General features: G+C 58.7%; 14 protein-coding genes. 13 read left to right on the forward strand and 1 reads right to left on the reverse strand.

What is annotated here, in order from left to right; genetic code table 11:
* The first annotated feature begins 113 nt into the window (after positions 1 to 113).
* From F591_RS33395 to F591_RS0110330, 8 genes are all read left to right on the forward strand, one after another.
* The gene (locus F591_RS33395; protein ID WP_026326517.1) at positions 114 to 3,101 is read left to right on the forward strand and encodes a cobyric acid synthase; all 2,988 of its coding nucleotides are present in this window, start codon (positions 114 to 116) and stop codon (positions 3,099 to 3,101) included.
* Between the two features lie 75 nt (positions 3,102 to 3,176).
* Positions 3,177 to 4,115, forward strand: a complete 939-nt coding sequence (locus F591_RS0110300) for an RluA family pseudouridine synthase (RefSeq protein WP_019534516.1) — start codon at positions 3,177 to 3,179, stop codon at positions 4,113 to 4,115.
* Between the two features lie 131 nt (positions 4,116 to 4,246).
* Positions 4,247 to 4,630, forward strand: coding sequence for an arsenate reductase family protein (locus tag F591_RS0110305; protein ID WP_019534517.1), 384 nt, complete (start codon positions 4,247 to 4,249; stop codon positions 4,628 to 4,630).
* Between the two features lie 250 nt (positions 4,631 to 4,880).
* Positions 4,881 to 5,948 (forward strand): site-2 protease family protein, encoded by a 1,068-nt coding sequence (locus tag F591_RS0110310; RefSeq protein ID WP_019534518.1) that lies wholly within the window; start codon positions 4,881 to 4,883, stop codon positions 5,946 to 5,948.
* A 52-nt stretch (positions 5,949 to 6,000) separates the two neighbouring features.
* On the forward strand, positions 6,001 to 7,188 hold the full coding sequence (locus tag F591_RS0110315; RefSeq protein ID WP_019534519.1) for an aminotransferase class I/II-fold pyridoxal phosphate-dependent enzyme: 1,188 nt from the start codon (positions 6,001 to 6,003) through the stop codon (positions 7,186 to 7,188).
* 318 nt (positions 7,189 to 7,506) lie between these two features.
* Entirely contained in the window at positions 7,507 to 8,589 is a 1,083-nt protein-coding gene (locus tag F591_RS0110320) for a Gfo/Idh/MocA family protein (protein WP_019534520.1), read from the forward strand.
* Positions 8,590 to 8,618: 29 nt separating this feature from the next.
* The gene (locus F591_RS0110325; protein ID WP_019534521.1) at positions 8,619 to 9,641 is read left to right on the forward strand and encodes a Gfo/Idh/MocA family protein; all 1,023 of its coding nucleotides are present in this window, start codon (positions 8,619 to 8,621) and stop codon (positions 9,639 to 9,641) included.
* A complete protein-coding gene (locus tag F591_RS0110330) occupies positions 9,638 to 10,630 on the forward strand; it encodes an AraC family transcriptional regulator (protein ID WP_019534522.1) in 993 nt (330 codons plus the stop codon). The genes F591_RS0110325 and F591_RS0110330 overlap by 4 nt, the downstream gene beginning before the upstream one ends.
* Positions 10,631 to 11,227: 597 nt before the next feature.
* On the opposite strand, the gene F591_RS0110335 is transcribed toward F591_RS0110330, so the two are convergent.
* A complete protein-coding gene (locus F591_RS0110335; RefSeq protein ID WP_019534523.1) occupies positions 11,228 to 12,076 on the reverse strand; it encodes a DUF817 domain-containing protein in 849 nt (282 codons plus the stop codon).
* A 469-nt stretch (positions 12,077 to 12,545) separates the two neighbouring features.
* Between F591_RS0110335 and F591_RS0110345 the strand changes: the two genes are divergently transcribed.
* From F591_RS0110345 to F591_RS0110370, 5 genes are all read left to right on the forward strand, one after another.
* Positions 12,546 to 14,774 carry an AraC family transcriptional regulator gene (locus F591_RS0110345; protein ID WP_019534525.1) on the forward strand — a complete coding sequence of 743 codons (2,229 nt, stop codon included), beginning with the start codon at positions 12,546 to 12,548 and terminating at the stop codon, positions 14,772 to 14,774.
* A gap of 509 nt (positions 14,775 to 15,283) precedes the next feature.
* Positions 15,284 to 16,225, forward strand: a complete 942-nt coding sequence (locus F591_RS0110355; RefSeq protein WP_019534527.1) for an ABC transporter permease — start codon at positions 15,284 to 15,286, stop codon at positions 16,223 to 16,225.
* A 15-nt stretch (positions 16,226 to 16,240) separates the two neighbouring features.
* Entirely contained in the window at positions 16,241 to 17,131 is an 891-nt protein-coding gene (locus F591_RS0110360) for a carbohydrate ABC transporter permease (protein WP_019534528.1), read from the forward strand.
* A gap of 49 nt (positions 17,132 to 17,180) precedes the next feature.
* Positions 17,181 to 18,740 carry an extracellular solute-binding protein gene (locus F591_RS0110365; protein WP_019534529.1) on the forward strand — a complete coding sequence of 520 codons (1,560 nt, stop codon included), beginning with the start codon at positions 17,181 to 17,183 and terminating at the stop codon, positions 18,738 to 18,740.
* Between the two features lie 395 nt (positions 18,741 to 19,135).
* Positions 19,136 to 20,011 carry a 5'-3' exonuclease gene (locus F591_RS0110370; RefSeq protein WP_019534531.1) on the forward strand — a complete coding sequence of 292 codons (876 nt, stop codon included), beginning with the start codon at positions 19,136 to 19,138 and terminating at the stop codon, positions 20,009 to 20,011.
* Positions 20,012 to 20,779: the final 768 nt, after the last annotated feature.

Genomic DNA, 20,779 nt, shown 5'->3' on the forward strand with positions numbered 1-20,779 from the left:
TCGCTTATGCCAGCGATCGCGATCATGGCCCGCGCCGCTGGTTGTCATTGTACGAGCGGCCCGATCTGTTCGGTCATGAGACGATCGGGCCGTTAATCAGAGGGGGGAATTTTATGCTGGAGCGTTACGGGCACGGGGGCGACCTGTGGACGGCTGCCGAGGCGTTCGGCCGGAGTCGGGAGCAGTTTCTCGATTTCAGCTCGAATATGAATCCGCTCGGCCCGCCGGAGGCGGCGGAGCGCATCCTCAGGGAGCGGTGGCGGGACATCGTCCATTATCCCGATCCTGCGGTCCGGGAGCTGAGCCGCCGCATTGCCGCAAGGCATGGCGTGCCGGAAGCCTGCGTGCTGGTCGGCAACGGCGCCGCGGAGCTGATCGATCTGGCGGTGCGGGTGCTGAAGCCTGCGGTGACGGGGCTCGTCAGGCCGTCTTTCGGCGAGTACGAGGAGGCGGTACGCAAAGCGGGCGGCGCGATATACGATATCCGCGCCTTGCCGCAGCGGCATTTTGTCGTCTCGGCGGAGGCGCTGGAGCAGGCGGACCGGCACTGCGACCTGATTTTCGTCGGGCATCCGAACAACCCGACCGGCCGGCTGCTGCCGGAGGAGACGACCGAGTGGCTCAAGCGACGAAGCGGCAGCGTGATCGTCGACGAAGCCTTTATCGACTTCGCTCCGGACGAGGAGCGGCGTTCCTTGGTCAAGGCCGCTGCGGAAAGCGGCCATCTGCTTGTCATCCGCTCGATGACGAAATTTTATTCGATTCCGGGCTTGCGGCTCGGATATATTGTCGGGGCGCCCGACCGGATTGCTGCGCTGCGGCGCCTTCAGGTGCCCTGGAGCGTGAACTCCCCCGCCCAGTGGATCGGCTGCGCGGTGCTTTCGGACCGGGAATTTGCCGCGAAGACATTGGCCTGGCTTGCGGCCGAGCGGAGCTGGCTGACCGCCCGGCTGCGGGAGCTCGGGCTCGTCGTATACGAGAGCGACGCGAATTTCCTGCTGCTGTCGCTGGCGCCGCTCGGCATCGGGGTTAAGCGACTGCAGGAGGAAATGGGCCGGCGCGGGGTATTGATCCGCGACGCCTCGCTCTTCGATGGGCTGGACGGCTCCTACTGCCGGCTGGCGGTGAAGCAGCGGGCCGACAATGAGCGGATGCTGGCGGTGCTCGGGGAGGCGGTGAGCCTGCTGGCGGCGGCAAGCGGCCGGGAGGCTGGACAGGTACGACCGGAACGACCGGTACGGCCGGAACGATCGGAACGGCCGGTACGACCGGAACGACCGGCAAGCTGGCTGGCGTCCCGGGGGGAGCCTGGCCAAGGCCCGGCGGCGGAAGAAGCGCCGGCATGTCCGCCGGCTTCCGAGGCCGCTTCGTCGGCAGCCTCGCCCGGACTGCGGGCTGACCCGCTTTCGGCTCGGCCAGGGGCGGCTGCGGCTTCCGCACCGTCGCCGGATGCCTCCGGCCACGCCGTTCCCGGGCGCGTGATCATGCTGCAGGGGACGTCGTCCGATGTCGGGAAAAGCCTGCTCGCCGCGGCGCTTTGCCGCATTTTTTGGCAGGACGGCCGGAGCGTAGCCCCGTTCAAGTCGCAAAATATGTCGCTCAATTCCTATGTGACGCCCGACGGCAAGGAGATCGGGCGAGCGCAGGGCATGCAGGCCGACGCCTGCCGCATTCCGGCTACGACAGATATGAATCCGATTTTGCTCAAGCCCAAGAAAGATATGGTGTCCCAAGTCGTCGTACACGGCAAGCCTTACCGCGACCTGGACGCCCGCACGTACCGGGAACGCTATCTTCCCCATGCGGAGTCCGTCGTCAAGGAAGCGCTCGCCCGTCTCCGCTCAACTCACGACATCGTCGTGATCGAAGGGGCGGGCAGCCCGGCCGAGGTGAATCTGAAGGACCGCGACATTGTCAACATGCGCCTGGCGGGCTGGGCCGACGCGCCGGTGCTGCTTGTCGCCGATATCGACCGGGGCGGCGTGTTCGCCTCGATTGTCGGGACGATGGACATTTTGACGCCGGAGGAGCGCGAGCGGGTGCGAGGCTTTGTGATCAACAAGTTTCGCGGCGACGCCTCGTTGCTCACGCCGGGGATCGAGTGGCTGGAGCGGAAGACGGGCAAGCCGGTCGTCGGCGTTATTCCTTATCTCCCTGAGCTCGGCCTGGAGGACGAGGATTCGGCATCGCTGGAGCGGAAGCTGGCCGAACGGGCGCGCGCCGGGGCAGGCAGCGGCGCATACGGCACGGGCTCTGGCCCTGGCTCCGGCTTTGGAGGCGGCTTCGCGGCGGCGAGCGAGGCTGGCGGCCGGTTGGATATCGCGGTCATTCGCCTGCCGCGCATTTCCAACTTTACGGACGTCGATCCGCTCGCTTACGAGCCGGACGTCTCGCTGCGTTTCGTCAGCTCGGCGGATGAGCTGGGGCGGCCCGACGCGGTCATTTTGCCCGGCAGCAAAAATACGGTGGACGACCTGCTCTTCCTCCGCGAATCAGGCCTGGAAGCGAAGCTGCTGGCGCATGTGCGGCAAGGCGGTTGGCTGATTGGCATTTGCGCCGGCTACCAAATGATGGGGCAGCGGCTGCTAGACCCGGACGGGATCGAATCGGACAAGCCGGAGCTGGCCGGGCTCGGCTTGTTTCCGGCGCAGACGGTGTTTGCCGGCGACAAGCGAACGGTCATCGCTCGCGGCCGCACCTCGCTGTATCAGGACGATGGCGCCGAGCAGTTCGTGGACGGTTATGAAATTCATATGGGCCGCACGACGTTTCTGGAGCCGGTGCGGCATCCGTTCCGGCTCGAAGCGGCGGGCGAGGGAGCTTCCGCCGGTGCGGCCGGTGCGCCGCATCCGGACGGAGCCGTTACGGAGGACGGGCGCGTGTGGGGGACGTATTTGCACGGTATTTTGCATAATGACGATTTCCGGCGTGCGTGGCTCAACCGTATCCGGCGGGCCAAAGGGTGGGGCGACAGACCGGCGGAGCTTCGCTTTCGCGAGCGGCGCGAGGCGGCCTTCGATCGGCTGGCAGCGCATGTAAGGCAGCATTTGGATTTGGAGCGGGTTTATGAGATGATGGGGATAAATCGCTGCAAGCCGTAAGGAGGGGTATCGGATGATTCTGATTCAGAGCACGCGGACAGGACGACCGGGCCCGGAGGCGGTGCTTAAGGACCGGTGAGCCGTTACTACAAGCCGCTTGTCTACATCGTCCCTCCGGAGGAGGACGGGCTGCTGCTGCGTACCGTGCTGCAGAAGCGGATGGGCATCTCCCGCAAGCTGCTGTCGCGGCTTAAGACGACGGAGCAAGGAATTACGGTCAACGGCGAGCGAAAATATATCGACGTCAAGCTGCGCGGCGGCGACCGGGTGGAAGCCCGGATGGAGCGGGAGACGTCGGATGACATCATGCCTCAGCCGATGCCGCTCGATATTTTGTACGAGGATGACGACCTGCTGGTTCTGAACAAACCGCCGGGCATCGTCGTCCATCCGACGCACGGGCACTACATGAACACGCTGGCTAACGGCGTCGTGCATCATTGGCTGGAGCGCGGCGAAAGCTTCCGCTTCCGGCCCGTTCACCGGCTCGATCAGGAGACGTCGGGGACGCTTGCGGTCGCCAAAAATCCGTATGTGCACCAGCAAATTTCGGAGGAGCTGCAGCGCCATGAAGTCAAAAAAGAATATTTGGCAATCGTTCACGGCTCCGTCTTTCCGGACGAAGGAACGATAGACGAGCCGATTGACCGCGACCCGCAGCAGCCGCATGTGCGGATCGTGACCGCGGCAGGCTATCCTGCCGTGACACATTACCGCGTCGAGCGGCGGTTCCCGGCGGCGACGCTGGTCCGGCTCAGGCTGGAAACCGGCCGAACCCACCAGATTCGCGTGCATATGCGCCATCTCGGACATCCGCTCATCGGCGACAAAATGTACGGCTGCACCGACTTGCCGGATGGCGAGACGGCTTCGCGCGATTTCGGCATGGAGCGGCAGGCGCTGCACGCATTCCGGCTCGGCTTGACGCATCCGATGACTCGGCAGCGGGTGGAGTTCGAGGCGCCGCTGCCCGAGGATATGGCTGCTTGCCTGGAGCGCCTGGCCCGTCTGTAAGTCCAGCAAGAGTTACGCGAGCCGGTGCCGGCGCCGGGCGGCAACCCCAATGATTTGCAGTTGTTCCGTATGAATCGGTATAATAAGCTTACTTGACGGTATCCGTTTTGACTGAAGAATGAGGATGGATGATGGGCATGGAAGGCAATCGCAAGCTGACAGTGTTTTATTACCCGCAATGCGGCACGTGCAGGAGCGCGTTGAAGTGGCTCAAGGAGCACGGACATGACATAGAGACGGTTCACATCGTGGAACAGCCTCCGACCGCGGAACAGCTGGCGAAGATGATTCCGCAAAGCGGTCTCGATATTCGCAAATGGTTCAACGTCTCCGGCGAAGTATACAAGCAGCTGCAGCTCAAAGACAAGCTGCCGGCGATGAGCCGCGAGGACATGGTCGCGCTGTTGGCGGGCAACGGCAAGCTGATCAAGCGGCCTGTCGTCACGGACGGGGAGAAGGTGTCGGTCGGGTTCAAGCCCGAGCAGTACGAGGAGATTTGGGGCTCGGCGAATTAAGAACGCTGCGAAGCGGGGCTTCAGCGAATGAGGCCCGCGCAGTGCGAGGTGTCAGGGCTTCAGCGAATGAGGCTCGCGCAGTGCGAAGTGTCAGAGCTTCAGCGAATGAGGCCCGCGCAGTGCGAAGCCAGGCTTTTAGCGAATGAAGTCTGAGCGGCATGAAGCAGGGCTTGCTACAATCAGTCGACAGCACGGTAGGGCTTGGCGAATGAAGCCCAGCGATTCCGGGCGGCAGGGAGGATGAGGGGTATTGGAGCCTAAGAAGAAGGGCAAGGGACAAAATCGTTTATGGTTTATCGGGGCCGCGGCGGCTTTTTTGCTGACGAAGGGGAAATCGATTCTGGCACTGCTGAAATTCGGCAAATTCGGCGGCGCTTTTATTTCCATGCTCGTGTCGATCTGGGCCTATGCGCTCATCTATCCATGGCAATTCGCATTCGGCTTCGTCGCCCTGCTTTTCGTCCATGAGCTGGGTCACGTGCTGGCGGCCAAACGCAAAGGGATGCCGGTTTCGGCTCCGCTGTTCATCCCGTTCCTGGGAGCGCTCATTACGATGAAGAGGCATCCGCGGGACGCGGTGACCGAAGCGTATGTCGCGTTCGGCGGACCGCTGCTCGGCACGGCCGGGGCGCTGGCTGTATTTGCCGCAGCTTATTTGACGAACAGTCAGCTGCTGTACTCGATCGCGTATGTCGGATTTTTTCTTAATTTGATTAATCTTCTCCCGATTCATCCGTTGGACGGGGGGCGCATCGCGACGGCGGTGACCCGCTGGCTGTGGCTTGTCGGCTTAATCGGCGGCTTGGTCGTCATTATTTACTTGCGTTCGATTTTATTTTTCATCATCTGGGCGATGTTCGCTTACGATCTGTACAAAAAGTACGTCAAGCACCGCAAACAAGGCGAGGAGCGGTATGTCGAAGCCAGCTTCCTGGTGCATGCCGAGCCTTTGATCGAGCAGGGGTATCTGATTCCCGGACCGATGCACCGCCGGGAGCTGAACTATGTCACCTATTCCGATCTGGGCGGGCAGCAATTCGTGCGCGTGCTTTGGGAAGGGCTGAACTTCGAAGGCTCCATCCCGCTGATGCATCAGGGGATTGTGCGCAGAGTGCATGTGACCCGGCTCGATCATATGCAAAAGGACAACGGCTTGAATCTGATGATTCACTGCCAGGTCGATTACAATTTGTTCGAGAATGACAAATATTACGACGTTCCTACCGCGTCCCGCTGGAAATTCGGCGTTGGTTACGGGGCGCTTGCGGTGCTGTTGATCGGCATGATGGCGTTGACGCACGAATTGACGGGATTATAAGCGCACAAGAAAAAATGCGATTCGCATAGGGAAGGAAGTCGAGTTTTTCGATATGAAAAAGCTGGAGTCGTCCAGGCTGAGCCGCATGGGTTCAGCTATTTTTTCTGAAGTGGCCGAATGGAAGCGGGAGGTGGCGGCTCGCGGGATGGATGTTATCGACCTGGGCATCGGCAGCCCGGACCGTCCGCCTTCGCCTGCCGTCATGCGGGCGCTGGAGGAAGCGGTGCGCGATCCTTCCATGTATGGATATCCGAGCTCGGAAGGCTCTCTCGCTTTCCGGGAGACGGTCGCCCGCTGGTACAAGCACCGGTTCGGCATCGGCCTCGATCCGGAGCAGGAGATCGTAACGCTGATGGGCTCGCAGGACGGGCTGGCGCATCTGGCTATGGCGATCACGAACCCGGGCGACGCGGCGCTCGTTCCCGATCCCGGCTATCCGATCTATGCCGCCAGCCTGGTGCTGGCCGGCGTCGAGCCTGTTCTTATGCCGCTTCGCTCCGAGAACGGTTTCCTTCCGGTATTGGCGGATATTCCGGAGGAGACGGCGCGCAGAGCGAAGTTTATGCTGCTCAATTATCCGAGCAATCCGCTGTCGGCGGTGGCGACGCCCGAATTTTTTCGCGCTGCTGTCGACTTTGCCCGCAAGCACGAGCTGCTTATTGTGCACGACTTGGCCTATTCCGAGATGGCTTTCGACGGATTCCGGCCCCCGAGCATTTTGGAGATTGAAGGCGCAAAGGAAGTGGCGGTGGAGTTTCACTCCTTGTCCAAAAGCTTTAATATGGCCGGCTGCCGAATCGCCTTCATGGTCGGGCGGCCTGACGTGGTCCGTTCGCTGCGCATCCTGAAGTCGAATATCGACTATGGAGTATTCAATGCCGTGCAGCGGGCAGGAATCGCGGCAATGGAGGAAGATATGGCTCCGGGCAGCGTCCCTGTGGCTGGATTGTACGAAAGAAGGCGAGACGTGCTGATCGAGGGGCTGCGGCGCGCCGGCTGGACGATTCCGAAGCCGAAAGCGACGATGTTCGTATGGGCCCGCATTCCCGCTGGCTGGACATCTCGACAAATTTCCCGGGAAATGTTGTTTTCGTCGGGCGTTGTCGTTATACCGGGCGACGCGTTCGGCAGCGAAGGGGAAGGATACGTGCGCATTGCGCTGGTGCAGGAGGAAGCCAGGCTGCAGGAAGCGGCCGAGCGCATAGGGGCTTTTCTGGCTGCGGCCAGGCAGCTGCGGTAAATGAATAGATGCCTTGAGCAGAGAGGCAGCGATCGGTCTATCGCTGCCTCTTTGCGCATATTATGGCCTGTTATATGCCGTGATATCGCGATACGCATTCCCCTATATTTGCTCTCCTGTGCGGTCGGGATGCACCGAAAACACCGCTTGCCACTTGACCCTTCAGCTCCGCTGTCGGCCTCCTCTTGTTTCCGTCATCTTCCGGGGCAGTGAATGTCGTGATTTCTTACCCCGCGCTGTCGTTTTCTTGCAATATTCAGGTAAGCGTAATCATGTTATGATGATGCCAGGCAAGACGATTGAAGGAGGAAAAATACGGTGTCCAATCTGCTCAACATTGCGGTCGTCGGCTGCGGCGGGATCGCTAACGGGAAGCATTTGCCCAGCTTGTCCAGATTGAAGGAAGTTAAACTTGTCGCTTTTTGTGATATCGTCATTGAGAGAGCTCGCGCAGCGGCAGACAAGTACGGCGCTTCGGGAGCGCAGGTGTATGAGGACTACCGGGAGCTGCTTGCGGATGAGACGATCCAGGTCGTGCATGTCTGCACGCCGAACGATTCCCATGCCGAGATCGCGATCGCGGCGATGGAAGCGGGCAAGCATGTCATGTGCGAAAAGCCGATGGCGAAGACGGCGGCCGAGGCGCGCCGCATGGTTGAAGCCGCGAAGCGGACCGGTCGCAAGCTGACGATCGGCTACAACAACCGCTTCCGTCCGGACAGCCTGCATCTGAAGCAATTATGCGAAGCCGGCGAGCTCGGCGACATTTATTACGCCAAGGCTCATGCGATTCGCCGCCGCGCCGTGCCGACATGGGGCGTTTTCCTGGACGGCGAGAAGCAGGGGGGCGGCCCGCTGATCGATATCGGAACGCACGCGCTTGACCTGACGCTGTGGCTGATGAACAATTACGAGCCGCGGGCGGTGCTCGGTCAGGCGTTCCATAAGCTGTCTTCGCGGGAAAATGCAGCCAATGCCTGGGGGCCTTGGGACCCGGCCAAGTTCACGGTGGAGGATTCGGCCTTCGGGATGATCGTCATGAAGAACGGAGCGACGATTATGCTGGAGTCGAGCTGGGCGCTCAATACGCTCGATGTGAAGGAAGCGAAGTGCACGCTGTGCGGTACGGAAGGCGGAGCGGACATGGAGGACGGCCTGCGGCTGAACGGCGAGAAGCTGAGCCGCCTGTACAAGCATCAGGTCCAGCTCGATGCCGGCGGCGTCGATTTCTACGACGGCAAGAAGGAAAGCATGCAGGATACGGAGATGCGGCTGTGGATCGACGCCTTGCTGAACGACAAGGAGCCGGTCGTCACGCCGGAGCAAGCCTGCGTCGTATCGGAAATTCTCGAAGCGATCTACGAATCGGCCCGGACGGGCAAGGCGGTCTATTTCGACTAATCTAATCGATGAGATAGGGAGGCGAGCCTATGATCAGAGTAGCCATGCTGAGCTATTGGCATGTTCATGCAAGAGATTACGCCAGGCAGGCGGATGAGCACCCGGAGACGGAGATCGTTGCCGTCTGGGACGAACTGCCGGAGCGCGGGCGCAAGGAGGCGGAGGCGCGCGGCATTCCGTTCTACGCCGATGTGAACGAGCTGCTCGCTCGCGCCGACATCGATGCGGTCATCGTCGATACGCCGACGTCGATGCACCGGGATGTCATGGTCGCCGCCGCCAAAGCGGGAAAGCATATTTTTACGGAAAAAGTGGTAGCGACGACGCTGCGCGAGTGCAACGAGATTGTCGAAGCGGTTTGGCAGGCCGGCGTCAAGCTGACGGTTTCGCTGCCGCGTCTCAACCACGCCTACACGCTGGCGGTGCAGGAAGTTCTCGGCGAAGGGCTGCTCGGGGAGCTGACGCTGGTGCGCACGCGCCTGTCGCATAACGGGGCGGTGCCGTCGGAACGCTCTAAGAACGGCTGGCTTCCGCCGCATTTCTACAATCTCGCGCAGTGCGGCGGCGGTGCGATGATCGATCTCGGCTGCCACCCGATGTATTTGGCCAGGCTATTTCTGGGCATGCCGTCCAGCGTGACCGCTTCTTACGGCTATGTCACCGGCCGCGAGGTCGAGGACAATGCGGTCGCGGTGCTGCGCTACGATAGCGGAGCGCTGGCCGTTGTCGAAGCCGGCTTCGTCAACCGCTTCTCGCCTTTCGCGATCGAGGTGCACGGCACAGAAGGCAGCCTGCTGTATTCCACCCATGACGACAAGCTGCTCGTGCGCAGCTCGAAGCTCGGCGAGGAAGAGGCCAAGGAGTGGCAGGTCCGCGAGAGCTGGCCGGAGGAGCGCGCCTCTGCCTTCCAGCAATGGGTCTCGCATATTCTCGGCGGAACGACAGCGGATGACAATATTCGTATCGCGGTCGATCTGACCCGGCTGATGGAGGCGGCAAACTTGTCGGCAAGAAGCGGAGCCGCCTACCGGATCTCTGATTTGCGGCCATGAACGGACCAACGCGCAGCAGCGCCAAGCCATATCCGTTCGAGCCGATGCTGTCCAATCCGGGGGCGCTGGACCGTCTCGACATCCGTTTTCGCTGGGGCGGCTACGGCATTCGGATGATCAAGTTCCATCATACGACGTTTCCTCCGGGAAGATGCGTCCAATTCCATAAGCATTCGGACTTTGAGTTTCATTTTATCCCGCGCGGCAAAGGGAGGGTGATTCTCGAGAACGAATCGTATCCGCTCCACGAAGGGCTGATGTATTTGACCGGTCCGGGGGTGATGCATTACCAGGAGGCGGATGCCCAGGAAGCGATGGATGAGCTGTGTCTGCATATCGACATCCAGCCTCTGCCCGAGGAGGAGCGGGAGCCGGAGGACGCATGGGGCGGCAGGTGGGAAGCGGCGGAAGCCGAGGCATGCGTGCGGCGACTGGAGGCGCTGCCGAAGCGCCCGGCGCCGGATCAGTTCCGGGCGATGGACTGCTTTCTGGACGCCTACCGGGCCTGGCGCGACAACGTGCCGGGGCTGTACACGATCATCAAGCAGTCGATCATTCAAATTTTGCTGCGCATGACGCAGTCGTACGCCTCGGCTCCGGCGATGGATTTGCCGTCGCGGGACATGAAGCATTACCGGTATCAGCTTGCCGTGCAGTTCATCAAGGACAATTACATGAATCCGCTGACGCTGGAGCTGGTAGCCGAGCGCGTGCAGATCAGCCCGAGGCAGCTGCAGCGCATTTTTCGCGAGCAGACAGGGGGCACCTTCAGCGAGTACATCGAGCATATTCGCCTGCAGCATATTTGTGCGGAGCTGACGGAGAGCGAGCGGACGATCGACCAGATCGCCTGCGCAAGCGGCTTTTCCAGCGCGAACTACCTGCATTACGTGTTTAAGAAAAAGCTCGGCACCACGCCGATGCAGTATCGGCTTAAACACCGCGTTACCGGCGCGGAGGCGAAAGCGTCTGGCGATGCGGCGGAGTAAAGCGAAAGAAGCCAAGCCGCTTCCTTATGTATGGATAAGCGCCTGTGAATCAGGCTGGCGCCGGTATTGGAGCGGCGTCGGCTTATTTTTTTATTTATAAATTCCTCTGCAAACGATCGTCGCCGACATTCGTGAATGTTGCATTTTGTACAACAAAAACGGGGAAACAGGCCGCATTTGCGGCTCAATGTTGCAGAAAGTGCAGCATTTCGGGCGATCTTCCTTGATTTGAAGCCATTTTCGTCTAAAATGTTGCACAAAGTGCAACATTCCCCTGACTCTAGCGCGAAAGATACGGAAAATGTTGCATTTTTTGCAGGATTCGCCGCCACATGCGCCCGGATGTGCCCGGGAAGGGGCGGCTAGTGCACATGGTCGACCGGGCGCCGACTTGCAGCGATCGAGCGATCGTTTGAAACTCGCACTGGATCTCATCGCCGCCACGGACTCTAACGCTGGCGACAAGCGCTATTAGGCCAAACCCCCAATGCAGAACGCCCCAATGCTCCAATAAGGTTACTGGCAAGTCAAGCGCTGCATTCCTAAACCTGTCATTCCGGGCCGAAGAAGCGTTGGGGCAAGCGTTAGCGGCACGGCCTAGCAGGCGGACTCCCCGTCTCCTTTCCGCACTTCCTTCACGGACGATTTTTCCTTCAGCCGCTCCTTTGTCAGCTTGAGCTGCGCCACAATCACGATGCTGATGATGACGAGCAGAAACCACGAGCTGAGCTTCCCGAGGTGCACCCATCGCCAGGAGTGAAGCTGATCGGGATATTTCCATGCTCCCAGAAACGTCGAAATATTTTCCGCGATCCAGATAAAAAAGGCGATGAGCAAAAACGACAGCAGCAAGGGCATCCGGTACCGCACGCCGTCCACCGTAAACGAAACGCTCGTGCGCCGGAAGACGACCAGCAGAGCGAGGGTCAGCCACCAGCGGACGTCGTACCAATAATGGTGCGTGAAGAAGTTAAGGTAAATAGCGGCGGCGAGCGAGGCGGCGGCAAGCATGCCGGGCCAATGGGCTATGCCGAGGTCGAACCGCCGCCATGCCTGGCATATGTAGCTGGCTACGCTGGCGTACATGAAGCCGCTGTACAGCGGAACGCCGCCGACCTTCGTCCACGCTGCCTCGGGGTAGCTCCAGGAGCCCATGCGCACTTTGAACAGCTCCAGGGCCAGGCCGATCACGTGAAACAGCGCGATGACCTTCATCTCGTCCTTCGTCTCGAGGCCGGACAAGTACATCGCGAGCTGTACGAGCAGGCAAATCGCCAGCAGCAGATCGTACCGGTGCAGTCCGGGAACGTGAACGATTTTGGTCAGCGCCAGCGCGGCGAAGATGCAGACGGGGAATAGGCAGCACGCCGCCTGGTTAACCCCGAAATAAACGAGCTTCCGCCAAGAACGAAAGCCTCTTTCTGTCCAGGAAATAGCCGGATTCAAAGCGATCCCTCCTTCTCTTACCCAGTGTATCTCGCTAAAGAGGAAGGAAAGCCGAAAAATCGCGCCGCCCAATTTCTCATTTTTAGCGGTCTGCTTCCCGGTTAAGTGCAAGCTGAGGGCTGGAATGCCGGCGCTCCGGCAGGAAGCCCGGCCGTTCTGCGAGATCGAGCAGCTGAGCGGAGCCATCGGCTGCCAAGCGCGGGGACTGGCATAAAGCCAGGGTATTAGAACAGAACGGCCGAAACACCATGCCTGAGCACTGCCCAAGCAAATCGGGGCGAAAAACGGACATTCATCTTTTTTTTCGCGATTGTATTTTTGCAACCGTATTCAACCTGCGCAAACAATGTTAAAATCGAGAGAAAGACCGCCTATGACGAACAAAATCCATGTTATCGGCTGTCGCCTGCGGTATTGAAATTTTGTCGGCGTATACCGCCAAATTTTCAAGATAGGAGGTTAGACGGGCATGAGAATGAACTGGTATTACCGGATGATGCTATCCTATACGCCGATTTTTTTCGTGGTCATCTCCTCGCTTATTGTTGTTTTTTTCGCCGCTTTGAACCACGCATCGAAGAACCGTTACATCGAGACGAACACCGCCATCGTCGAACAGATGATGAAGAATACGGAAGCGAACCTGAAGCTCGTCGAGCGGAACGCGGTCAGCGCGCTTATTACCGATCGGACGATGCAGGATTTTTTTTCCGACCGGCCCATGACCCTCTACGATTATTTCGTCATCCAGAAGAAGCTGATCGAGCTGAAATCGTCGTTTCCTTTCGCCAGCTCCATTTATTTGTACGATGAAGAGAAAGGGCGCATTCTGTCCGATTCCAACCTGTACGAGCTGGATGCCTTTGCCGACCGGGAGTTTCTGATGGAGGTATATCACCGCGAAGGACGGTCCGCTTGGACGGAGCCGCGCGACTATTCGCTGTCGGCCATCGACCGGAACAAGCAGAAGGTGGTATCGATCGTCAAAAACTACTCCTATCCGGCCCTGCGCAAAGGAGCGATTGTCATTAATATCTACGTGAGCTCGCTCATGGAATTTCTGAATCAGTACAGTCAGGAGGATCGCGGAACGGTTCATATTCTCGATACCGGCGGCCAGCAGTTCCAGGAGAGTGCGGCGGAACGTTCGGATTCGACCCGTTTCCAGGCAGTGTCGGACTATACGGGCTGGACGTACTATGCGGTCAGCGTCAATGCGGCAGGCTATTCTGCGCTGTCTCTGCTCTCCAACGTATGGATCATCGCCGTGCTGGTCATCATTGTGCTGGCGCTCGTCTGGTTTACGCTGATTACGCATATCCACTATAAGCCGATTCAAAATCTGGTGGAGAAGATCAATACGTTTACGGGGAGAAAAGGCGGAGTCCGGAGCATGAAAGCGCCGCTCAACGAGTTCAAGCTGATCGAATCCGCCATCGATAATTTGTTGAAAACCGCGACCGATTACAACACGCTGCAGGAGGCGGAGGCGCTGCACCGCAAGCGGATTTTGATTCAGGAGCTGCTTGACGGCCATCGGACGATGAGCGATGCGCAGTGGCAAGAGGAGGCCGTACCGCTCGGGCTGCCGGCCGACTGGGGCAAGCTCTGCGTCGTCTGCGTCGAGATCGACCGCTACAGCGCATTTACCGAATCCTACAAGCCTGGGGACCAGCATCTGCTGAAATATATTCTGGAGAGCGCCTTGCGCGAGATGGCCCATGAGCGCGGCATGCTGCAGTGCAGCGTGTGGACGGAGCCGCAGCAGGTAGCGTTTATACTGTTTCTTGCGAAGCGCCACCATCCTTATGCGGAGACGGTGTATGCGATGTGCGACGAATACCGGCGCTGGATTCATGCCAATCTTCAGCTGACGGTGTCTGTCGGCATCGGCGTGGTCACGGACGGGATCGGGAGCATCGCGCAGTCGTACCGGAATGCGGGCAGCAACGTATCCTACAAGGCCGTATTCGGGACGAACGCCGTGATCGACAACCGGATTGCGGAGGCCAAGTCGGATCAAGGCTCTTATGTCCTGTTCGGCTCGATGCAGGAAATGGTACATCTCTTTCGCAAGGGCGACGATCAATGGCGCGGCAAACTGTCGCAGATTATGGACGAGCTGAAAAGCCGGAGACTGGGCAGAGCGGAGGTTGCCTCCTTCGCCGCGAATCTTGCCCAGCATATGGATAAGGAAATGAAGGCGACGTCGCCTGAATTGTCGCAATCCTGGGACGAGCGCTATCGCGATCGCTTCGTCGCGCTGGCGAAGACGACGGAAACGCTGGGAGAGCTGCAGCGGGAGCTGGAGGCGGTCATGAACGATTTGGCGGATGACGTCGAGCGGATGCGGGAGACGTCCAGCAGCAAGTCGATTGCCATGCGGATGAAAGCCTACATTGACTCCAACTACGCCGACCCCGGGCTGTCGCTAGCGGGAGTCAGCGAGAGATTCGACCTGCCCGCCAGCCATGCCAGCACGCTCTTCAAGAAGGAGATCGGCGAGAAGTTTGTTGATTACGTATTAAAAATACGCCTCGAGCATGCGCGCGGCATGCTGCTGGAAAGCGACGATACGATTCAGTCCATTGCGGAAAAAGTCGGGTATACGCATGTGCTTTCTTTTCATCGGGCTTTCAAAAAAGCGTTCGGCTACCCGCCGGGCGAATACCGGGCGATTTATCGGACGCAGCGCTAAGACCCGGAGGCTGGCTATACATAAGACAAGCGGCGACGAAAGAAGGCGGAACCTGTGGCTGAGAAAATGCGGTTGCCCGGAAACGCCGCTTCGGCATCGCTTGGGCCGGCCGCTGACAAGCCATTCAGGCCGGTCTTTTTTTTGGCAATCTGCATGAACCCCATATAGATACGGCATGTTCCCCCGCCGCCGCTCGCATGTCCTTATTCCCCGAAAAAGAACCTTTCCCGCTCGCACGATCTTTTTGCCGGCAGCCCTTCTTTCGGTATGCTGCTATCGCTGCACCGACTCTCTTTCCCCGTGCGCACTTGAGATTTGACGGCTGTTCTGAAATGAAGTTAAGTCTCCAAAAAAGGTAAGGCGGCCCTGTCCGCCATGCCAAAAAACAAAAGTTAAGCCGTGAATTATTGTATATATTCAGCAGCGCCGTCCGGATGCTACAGTATGACCTGTGAGACCTGCCTAACCATGCATGGGCGACAGGGATTTTTTTGAAGGAGGGGAGATCCATGGAGGCGACAACACGGCCGAGGGCGCGGGAAGCACCGCGCTGGCAGATCAAGGCTCTCGTCCGCGACTGGCAGCTCTACAGCTTGCTCGTGCTTCCGATGCTGTATTTTTTCACTTTTAAATATGTTCCGATGCTTGGCGCTGTCATTGCCTTCAAGGATTACAATATCTTTGAGGGAATATGGGCGAGTCCCTGGGTAGGCTTCGAGACGTTCCGGGAAATCTTTCAGATGCAGGGGTTCTATCTCGCCTTGCGGAATACGTTTATGCTGAACCTGCTGGATCTAATCGTCAGCTTTCCGATCCCGATCGTGCTGGCCATTCTTCTGAACGAGCTGCGCATTCATTGGTTCAAGAAGGGGGCGCAGATGGTTCTTTACTTGCCGCACTTTATTTCCTGGGTCATTATCGGCGGCATGGCGATTCAGTTGCTGGCAACGAATACCGGCATCGTGAACAGCGTCCTGAAATCGATGAACATGGCGCCCATTCCGTTCCTGACCGAGCCTTTGTACTGGGTATTTACTTATTTGGGAATCGGCATCTGGCAAAGTGCCGGCTGGGGAACGATCATCTACCTGGCTGCGCTGACGGGCATCAATAAGGAGCTGTACGAAGCTGCGGACGTGGACGGGGCCAGCCGGCTGCGCAAAATTTGGCATATCACGTTGCCCGGCATCAAGCCGACGATCATCATTCTGCTTATTATCAACATCGGCCATATGGCGAGCATCGGCTTCGATCGGCCGTTCGTGCTCAGCAATCCGCTCGTGACGGATGTCTCCGAGGTGATCAGCACTTACGTATACAAGATCGGCATCCAGTCCGCCCGCTACACGATCGCCACGGCGATCGGACTGTTCCAGGCGGTGGTCGGCCTGATCTTCCTGCTGTCCGCCGATTATATATCCCGCAAGGTTAACGACCAGGGGATCTGGTAAGGAGGAGAACGACCTATGACTAGCGAGGCTCATACCGCCCGCGTATCAAGCCGAAGCGCCAAAATATTGGACGGCGTGATTATTGCCCTTGTCGCGATCGCCAGCGTGCTCTGCCTGGTGCCTATGCTGCACATCTTCGCCCTGTCGCTGAGCGGCAACAGCGCCATTATGGCCGGCAAGGTTACGATCATCCCGCTGGATATCGATCTGACGGCGTACAGGTCGGTTTTTGGCAACGCGCAAATGATTCGTTCCCTGGTGTTCACGATTGTGCTCGTGGCGCTGTTTACGGTCATTTCCATGGCGATGACCATTATGGCTGCCTATCCGCTTACGAAGAAGCATCTGAAAGGGCGCGATTTCTTCCTGTTCGTCATTGTCGTCACGATGTTTTTCAGCGGCGGCATGATTCCCGAATATTTGCTCGTCAAAAACTTGAATTTGCTGGATTCTATCTGGGCGCTGATTTTGCCTGGGGCGATCAACGCTTTTTATCTGCTGATCATCAAGACGTTCTTCTCGTCGATCCCGGTCGAGCTTGAGGAATCCGCGCGCATGGACGGCGCAAGCTCATTCCGCATTTTGATCGGCGTCGTGCTGCCGCTGTCGCTGCCCGTGCTGGCGACGCTCAGCCTGTTCTATGCGGTAGGACGTTGGAACGGGTTTATGGACGCGCTGCTCTACATCACAGACCAGAACCTGTATCCGCTGCAGCTGCGGTTGTACGAGATGGTCATGAACAGTCAGGTCAACAGCATGCTGGAGGGCCTAGGCACTTCGCCTCCGGTTCCCGAAAGTCTGAAAGCGGCATCCATCATGTTCGCCACGATTCCGATCCTGCTGGTCTATCCGTGGCTGCAGCGTTATTTTGTATCTGGCATGATGATCGGAGCGGTCAAGGGTTAAAAGGCGTTTCTTAATTAAAAAAATACGATGAGACAAAGGAGCGGGTCCAATGAAAAGCGTGACAATCAGATGGGTTGCCGGCCTGTTGGCGGCGGTTTCTGCAACGGCCATTGCGGCAGGCTGCAGCGACAAGGAAGCGGGCGGCGGGGAGAAGCCGGCGCAAGCTACGACTTTGCGCATCGAGCTGTTCGACCGGAACAACACGCCGACCGGCGCGCCGCCCATTACGAACAATTTCATGACGAAGTATATCCAGGAGCATTTCGGCGATCCGAATAACATCAAGGTGGAGTTCGTCACTGTTCCGCGCACCCAGGAAGTCGAGAAGCTGAACGTGCTTATGGCGGCGGGCCAGGCGCCCGATCTCGTGTACACCTACGATAAGCCGACGGTGCAAAAATATGTGAAGGACGGGGGACTGACCGATCTCGGGCCGCTGATCGAGCAGTACGGGCAAAACTTGAAAAAGGTGCTGGGTGAAGACGTGCTTAGCTACGGTGTGTTTGAAGGGAAGCAGTATGCGATCCCGGCGCGCCGGGTGCTGCTGCCGCAGAGCACGACCTTCATCCGGCAGGACTGGCTGGATGAGCTGGGGCTGCCGGTTCCGCAGACGACGGAGCAATTTTACAATACGTTGAAAGCGTTTAAAGAGAAGAAGCCCGGCAAATCCGGCGATAAGGTCATTCCGTACAGCAATATCGATCCTTTTCATATGAAGCCGCTGCAATATTCGTTCTGGGAGTGGGACAAAATCACCGATCAGGACCTGTTCGCGACGCCGGAATGGCTGCTTCCGGGCAGCAAAGAGGCGCATCGCTTCTTGAACAAGCTGTACAACGAGGGGCTCATTGACCCGGATTTCCCGCTGTCGATGAACAAGGACCCGCAAAAATTTCAAAAGGATCTGATCAACGGTCTGGTCGGCGCCGGTACGGCCAATACGAACGAGCCGGTCTATCAGGGCTACTTGGCGGAGGTGTACAAGGCCGACCCCAAGGCGAAGCTGGTGCCGATCGATCCGTTCACGACGCCGGACGGCAAGCGTCCGAAGCCATTGTACTCGCCGAACGGAATGTACATGTTTGTGCCCAAATCGAGCAAAAATGCGGAGGCGGTGGTCAAATATTTGGACTGGATGGCGCAAATGGACAATGTGATCGCGCTCCAGAACGGCATCGAGGGCAAAACCTATGAGATGAAGGACGGCATTCCGCAGACGCTGGACAACGAGGAAGCGAGGCAGACGCTGTATAACTATCCGGATTACTCGATTATTTTGAACGGCAAGCTGGTCAGCACGACAGACGAGGAGCTGAATGTGGCGGCCAACGCGTCCGATCCCAAATATAAAGATTTTACGATTTCCAGCATCAAGCTGGGCAGCACGGACGGGGTTATCATCCCTCACGTGACTACGCCGATTCAATCGGAGATCAAGTACGCGACGACATTGAAGGAAAAGCATGACGAAATTTTCGTCAAGGTCATTACGGCAAAGCCTGCCGACTTCGACAAGGTGTATGACAGCGAAGTGAACGATTATATGAAAATCGGCGGCCAAGAGGTCATGGAAGAGAAGCGCAAAGCTTTTGAAGCCGAGAAGAAGTAGCCTGGCGAAAATGGCGACAGCCGCCGGAAGCTTGCCCTCCGCTTGCAGCCGCCGGAAGCTTGCCCTCCGCTTAGCGGCGACGAAGGCGGCTTACGGAAGGAGCGTCAGCAGCAGCGCCAGTAGGAGCGCCAAGTAGGAGCGCCAGCAGCAGGGCCAGTAGGAGCGCCAGTAGCAGCGTCGGCAGCAGCGCCATACCTTCTCCCCTCTCGAAGCGAGCGGCCCGCAAACTTGTAAGCGATTGGCCATACCATCCTGAGCGGTTTACGGACCGCACTTGAGGCAGCGCCGGCTTACTTGGCATGGCGGGAGCGGCCGGGCGTTGGGGTGATCCCGTTCAGGCGGAGGACATTTGTGCTATAATAGATGCAATCTTGCTTTATGGGAGCGATGTCCTGTTGAAGACTGACAACCAACCGACCGTTCTGCTCGTCGATGGGATGGCGCTGCTGTTCCGGGCATTCTATGCGACCTCGTACGGCGGCTATATCATGAGAACCTCCGGCGGCCTGCCGACCAACGCGGTGTACGGCTTTGTCAAATATTTCATGGATGCGGTCAAGCGGTTTCGTCCGACGCACGTCGTCTGCTGCTGGGATTTGAGCGGCGGCAGCTTCCGCAACGAGCAGTTCGCCGAGTACAAGGCCAATCGGGTCGACTGTCCGGAGGAGCTGATTCCGCAGTTCGATCTGGTCAAGGACGTCACCGCCAGCTTCGGCGTGCCGAATATCGGCATCGAGGGCTACGAGGCGGACGACTGTATCGGGACGCTGTCCCGACTGTACGGCGAGGAAGCGGACGTATACATATTGACGGGAGACCATGACATGCTGCAGCTCGTCAGCGACCGGGTGAAGGTAGTCATCATGAAGAAGGGCCAGGGCAACTACACGGTGTATACGCCGGAAGCGCTTCTGGAGGAGAAGGGGTTGACCCCTGCGCAGATCGTCGATCTGAAGGGATTGATGGGCGATACGGCGGACAATTACCCGGGGGTCAAAGGCATCGGCGAGAAGACGGCGCTGAAGCTGCTTGCGGAGTACGGCTCGGTCGACGGCATCCTTGAGCACCTGCCGCAGCTGCCGAGGGGCGTCCGCGCGAAGATCGAGGCGGAGCTGGACATGCTGCACCTGTCCCGGGAGCTCGCCCGCATCCGCTGCGACGCCCCTGTTGCCTGCCCGCTGGACGGCTGCGCGTGGGCGGTGGACCGGCATGCGGTCATAGCCAAGTTCGAGGAGCTGGAGTTCAAGGGGCTGCAACAGCTGATCGGGTAATCGGAGTTCCAGGGCTCGCGCCAACGGGGCGGGGGACCGCAAGACGCCAGTCTGACTGCGGACTGACAAGGCGGCCAGTCTGGCCGTGGAATCGCAAGGCAGCCAATCTGATCGGGGAGCCACTGAGCTGTCAATTTGATCGGGGAGTCACTGATGCTGCCAATCTGATCAGGAGCCACTGAGCTGCCAATCTGATCGGGGAATCACTGGGCTGCCAATCTGATCGAGCAATCGCAAGGCAGCCAGCCCGACCGGGAGAACGCCCAAAGCGTCTCCCGTTTTTTTTTCAACATATCCCAGCTCGTGCTCGCTTCGCTTGTCTTGCTTCTGCTAACGCTTGCTACAGAGCTTATTCCTCTCGAAACGATCGAATTGGCACTGTAACGCTTGTGCGCAGTGTGAGGGCCTTATTCCGCATGTTTGGCCCGCTTTCATCAAGAGAGACGCCAATGCCGAGCAGTTTCTTGCGTCATCGGACGTCGCCTGCAGTGTTGAAATTTTGGCCCGTGGATAAAAATTCGGCCCGTGGATAACGCCAAATTTTCGGAGAGAGCCAGCCAATGTTGTATTTTATACAACGCGCGCCTAGCCAAGCTAGGCATAACTAACCGGTGCAAGTCCGGTCGGGGTAAAGGCCAAGCTGCCCCGTAGCTAGCAGGCAGGCGTCGGAGAAATCCGGCGTCTGAAGCCCTGTGAAAAGCTCCGCAAAAGGCGGAAGGAAGCAAACTTGCAGGCCGTAACATCAAGTGAATCCTGCCGCATCGTGAA

Origin of the sequence: Paenibacillus ginsengihumi DSM 21568, assembly GCF_000380965.1 — a bacterium.
Lineage (GTDB): Bacteria > Bacillota > Bacilli > Paenibacillales > NBRC-103111 > Paenibacillus_G > Paenibacillus_G ginsengihumi.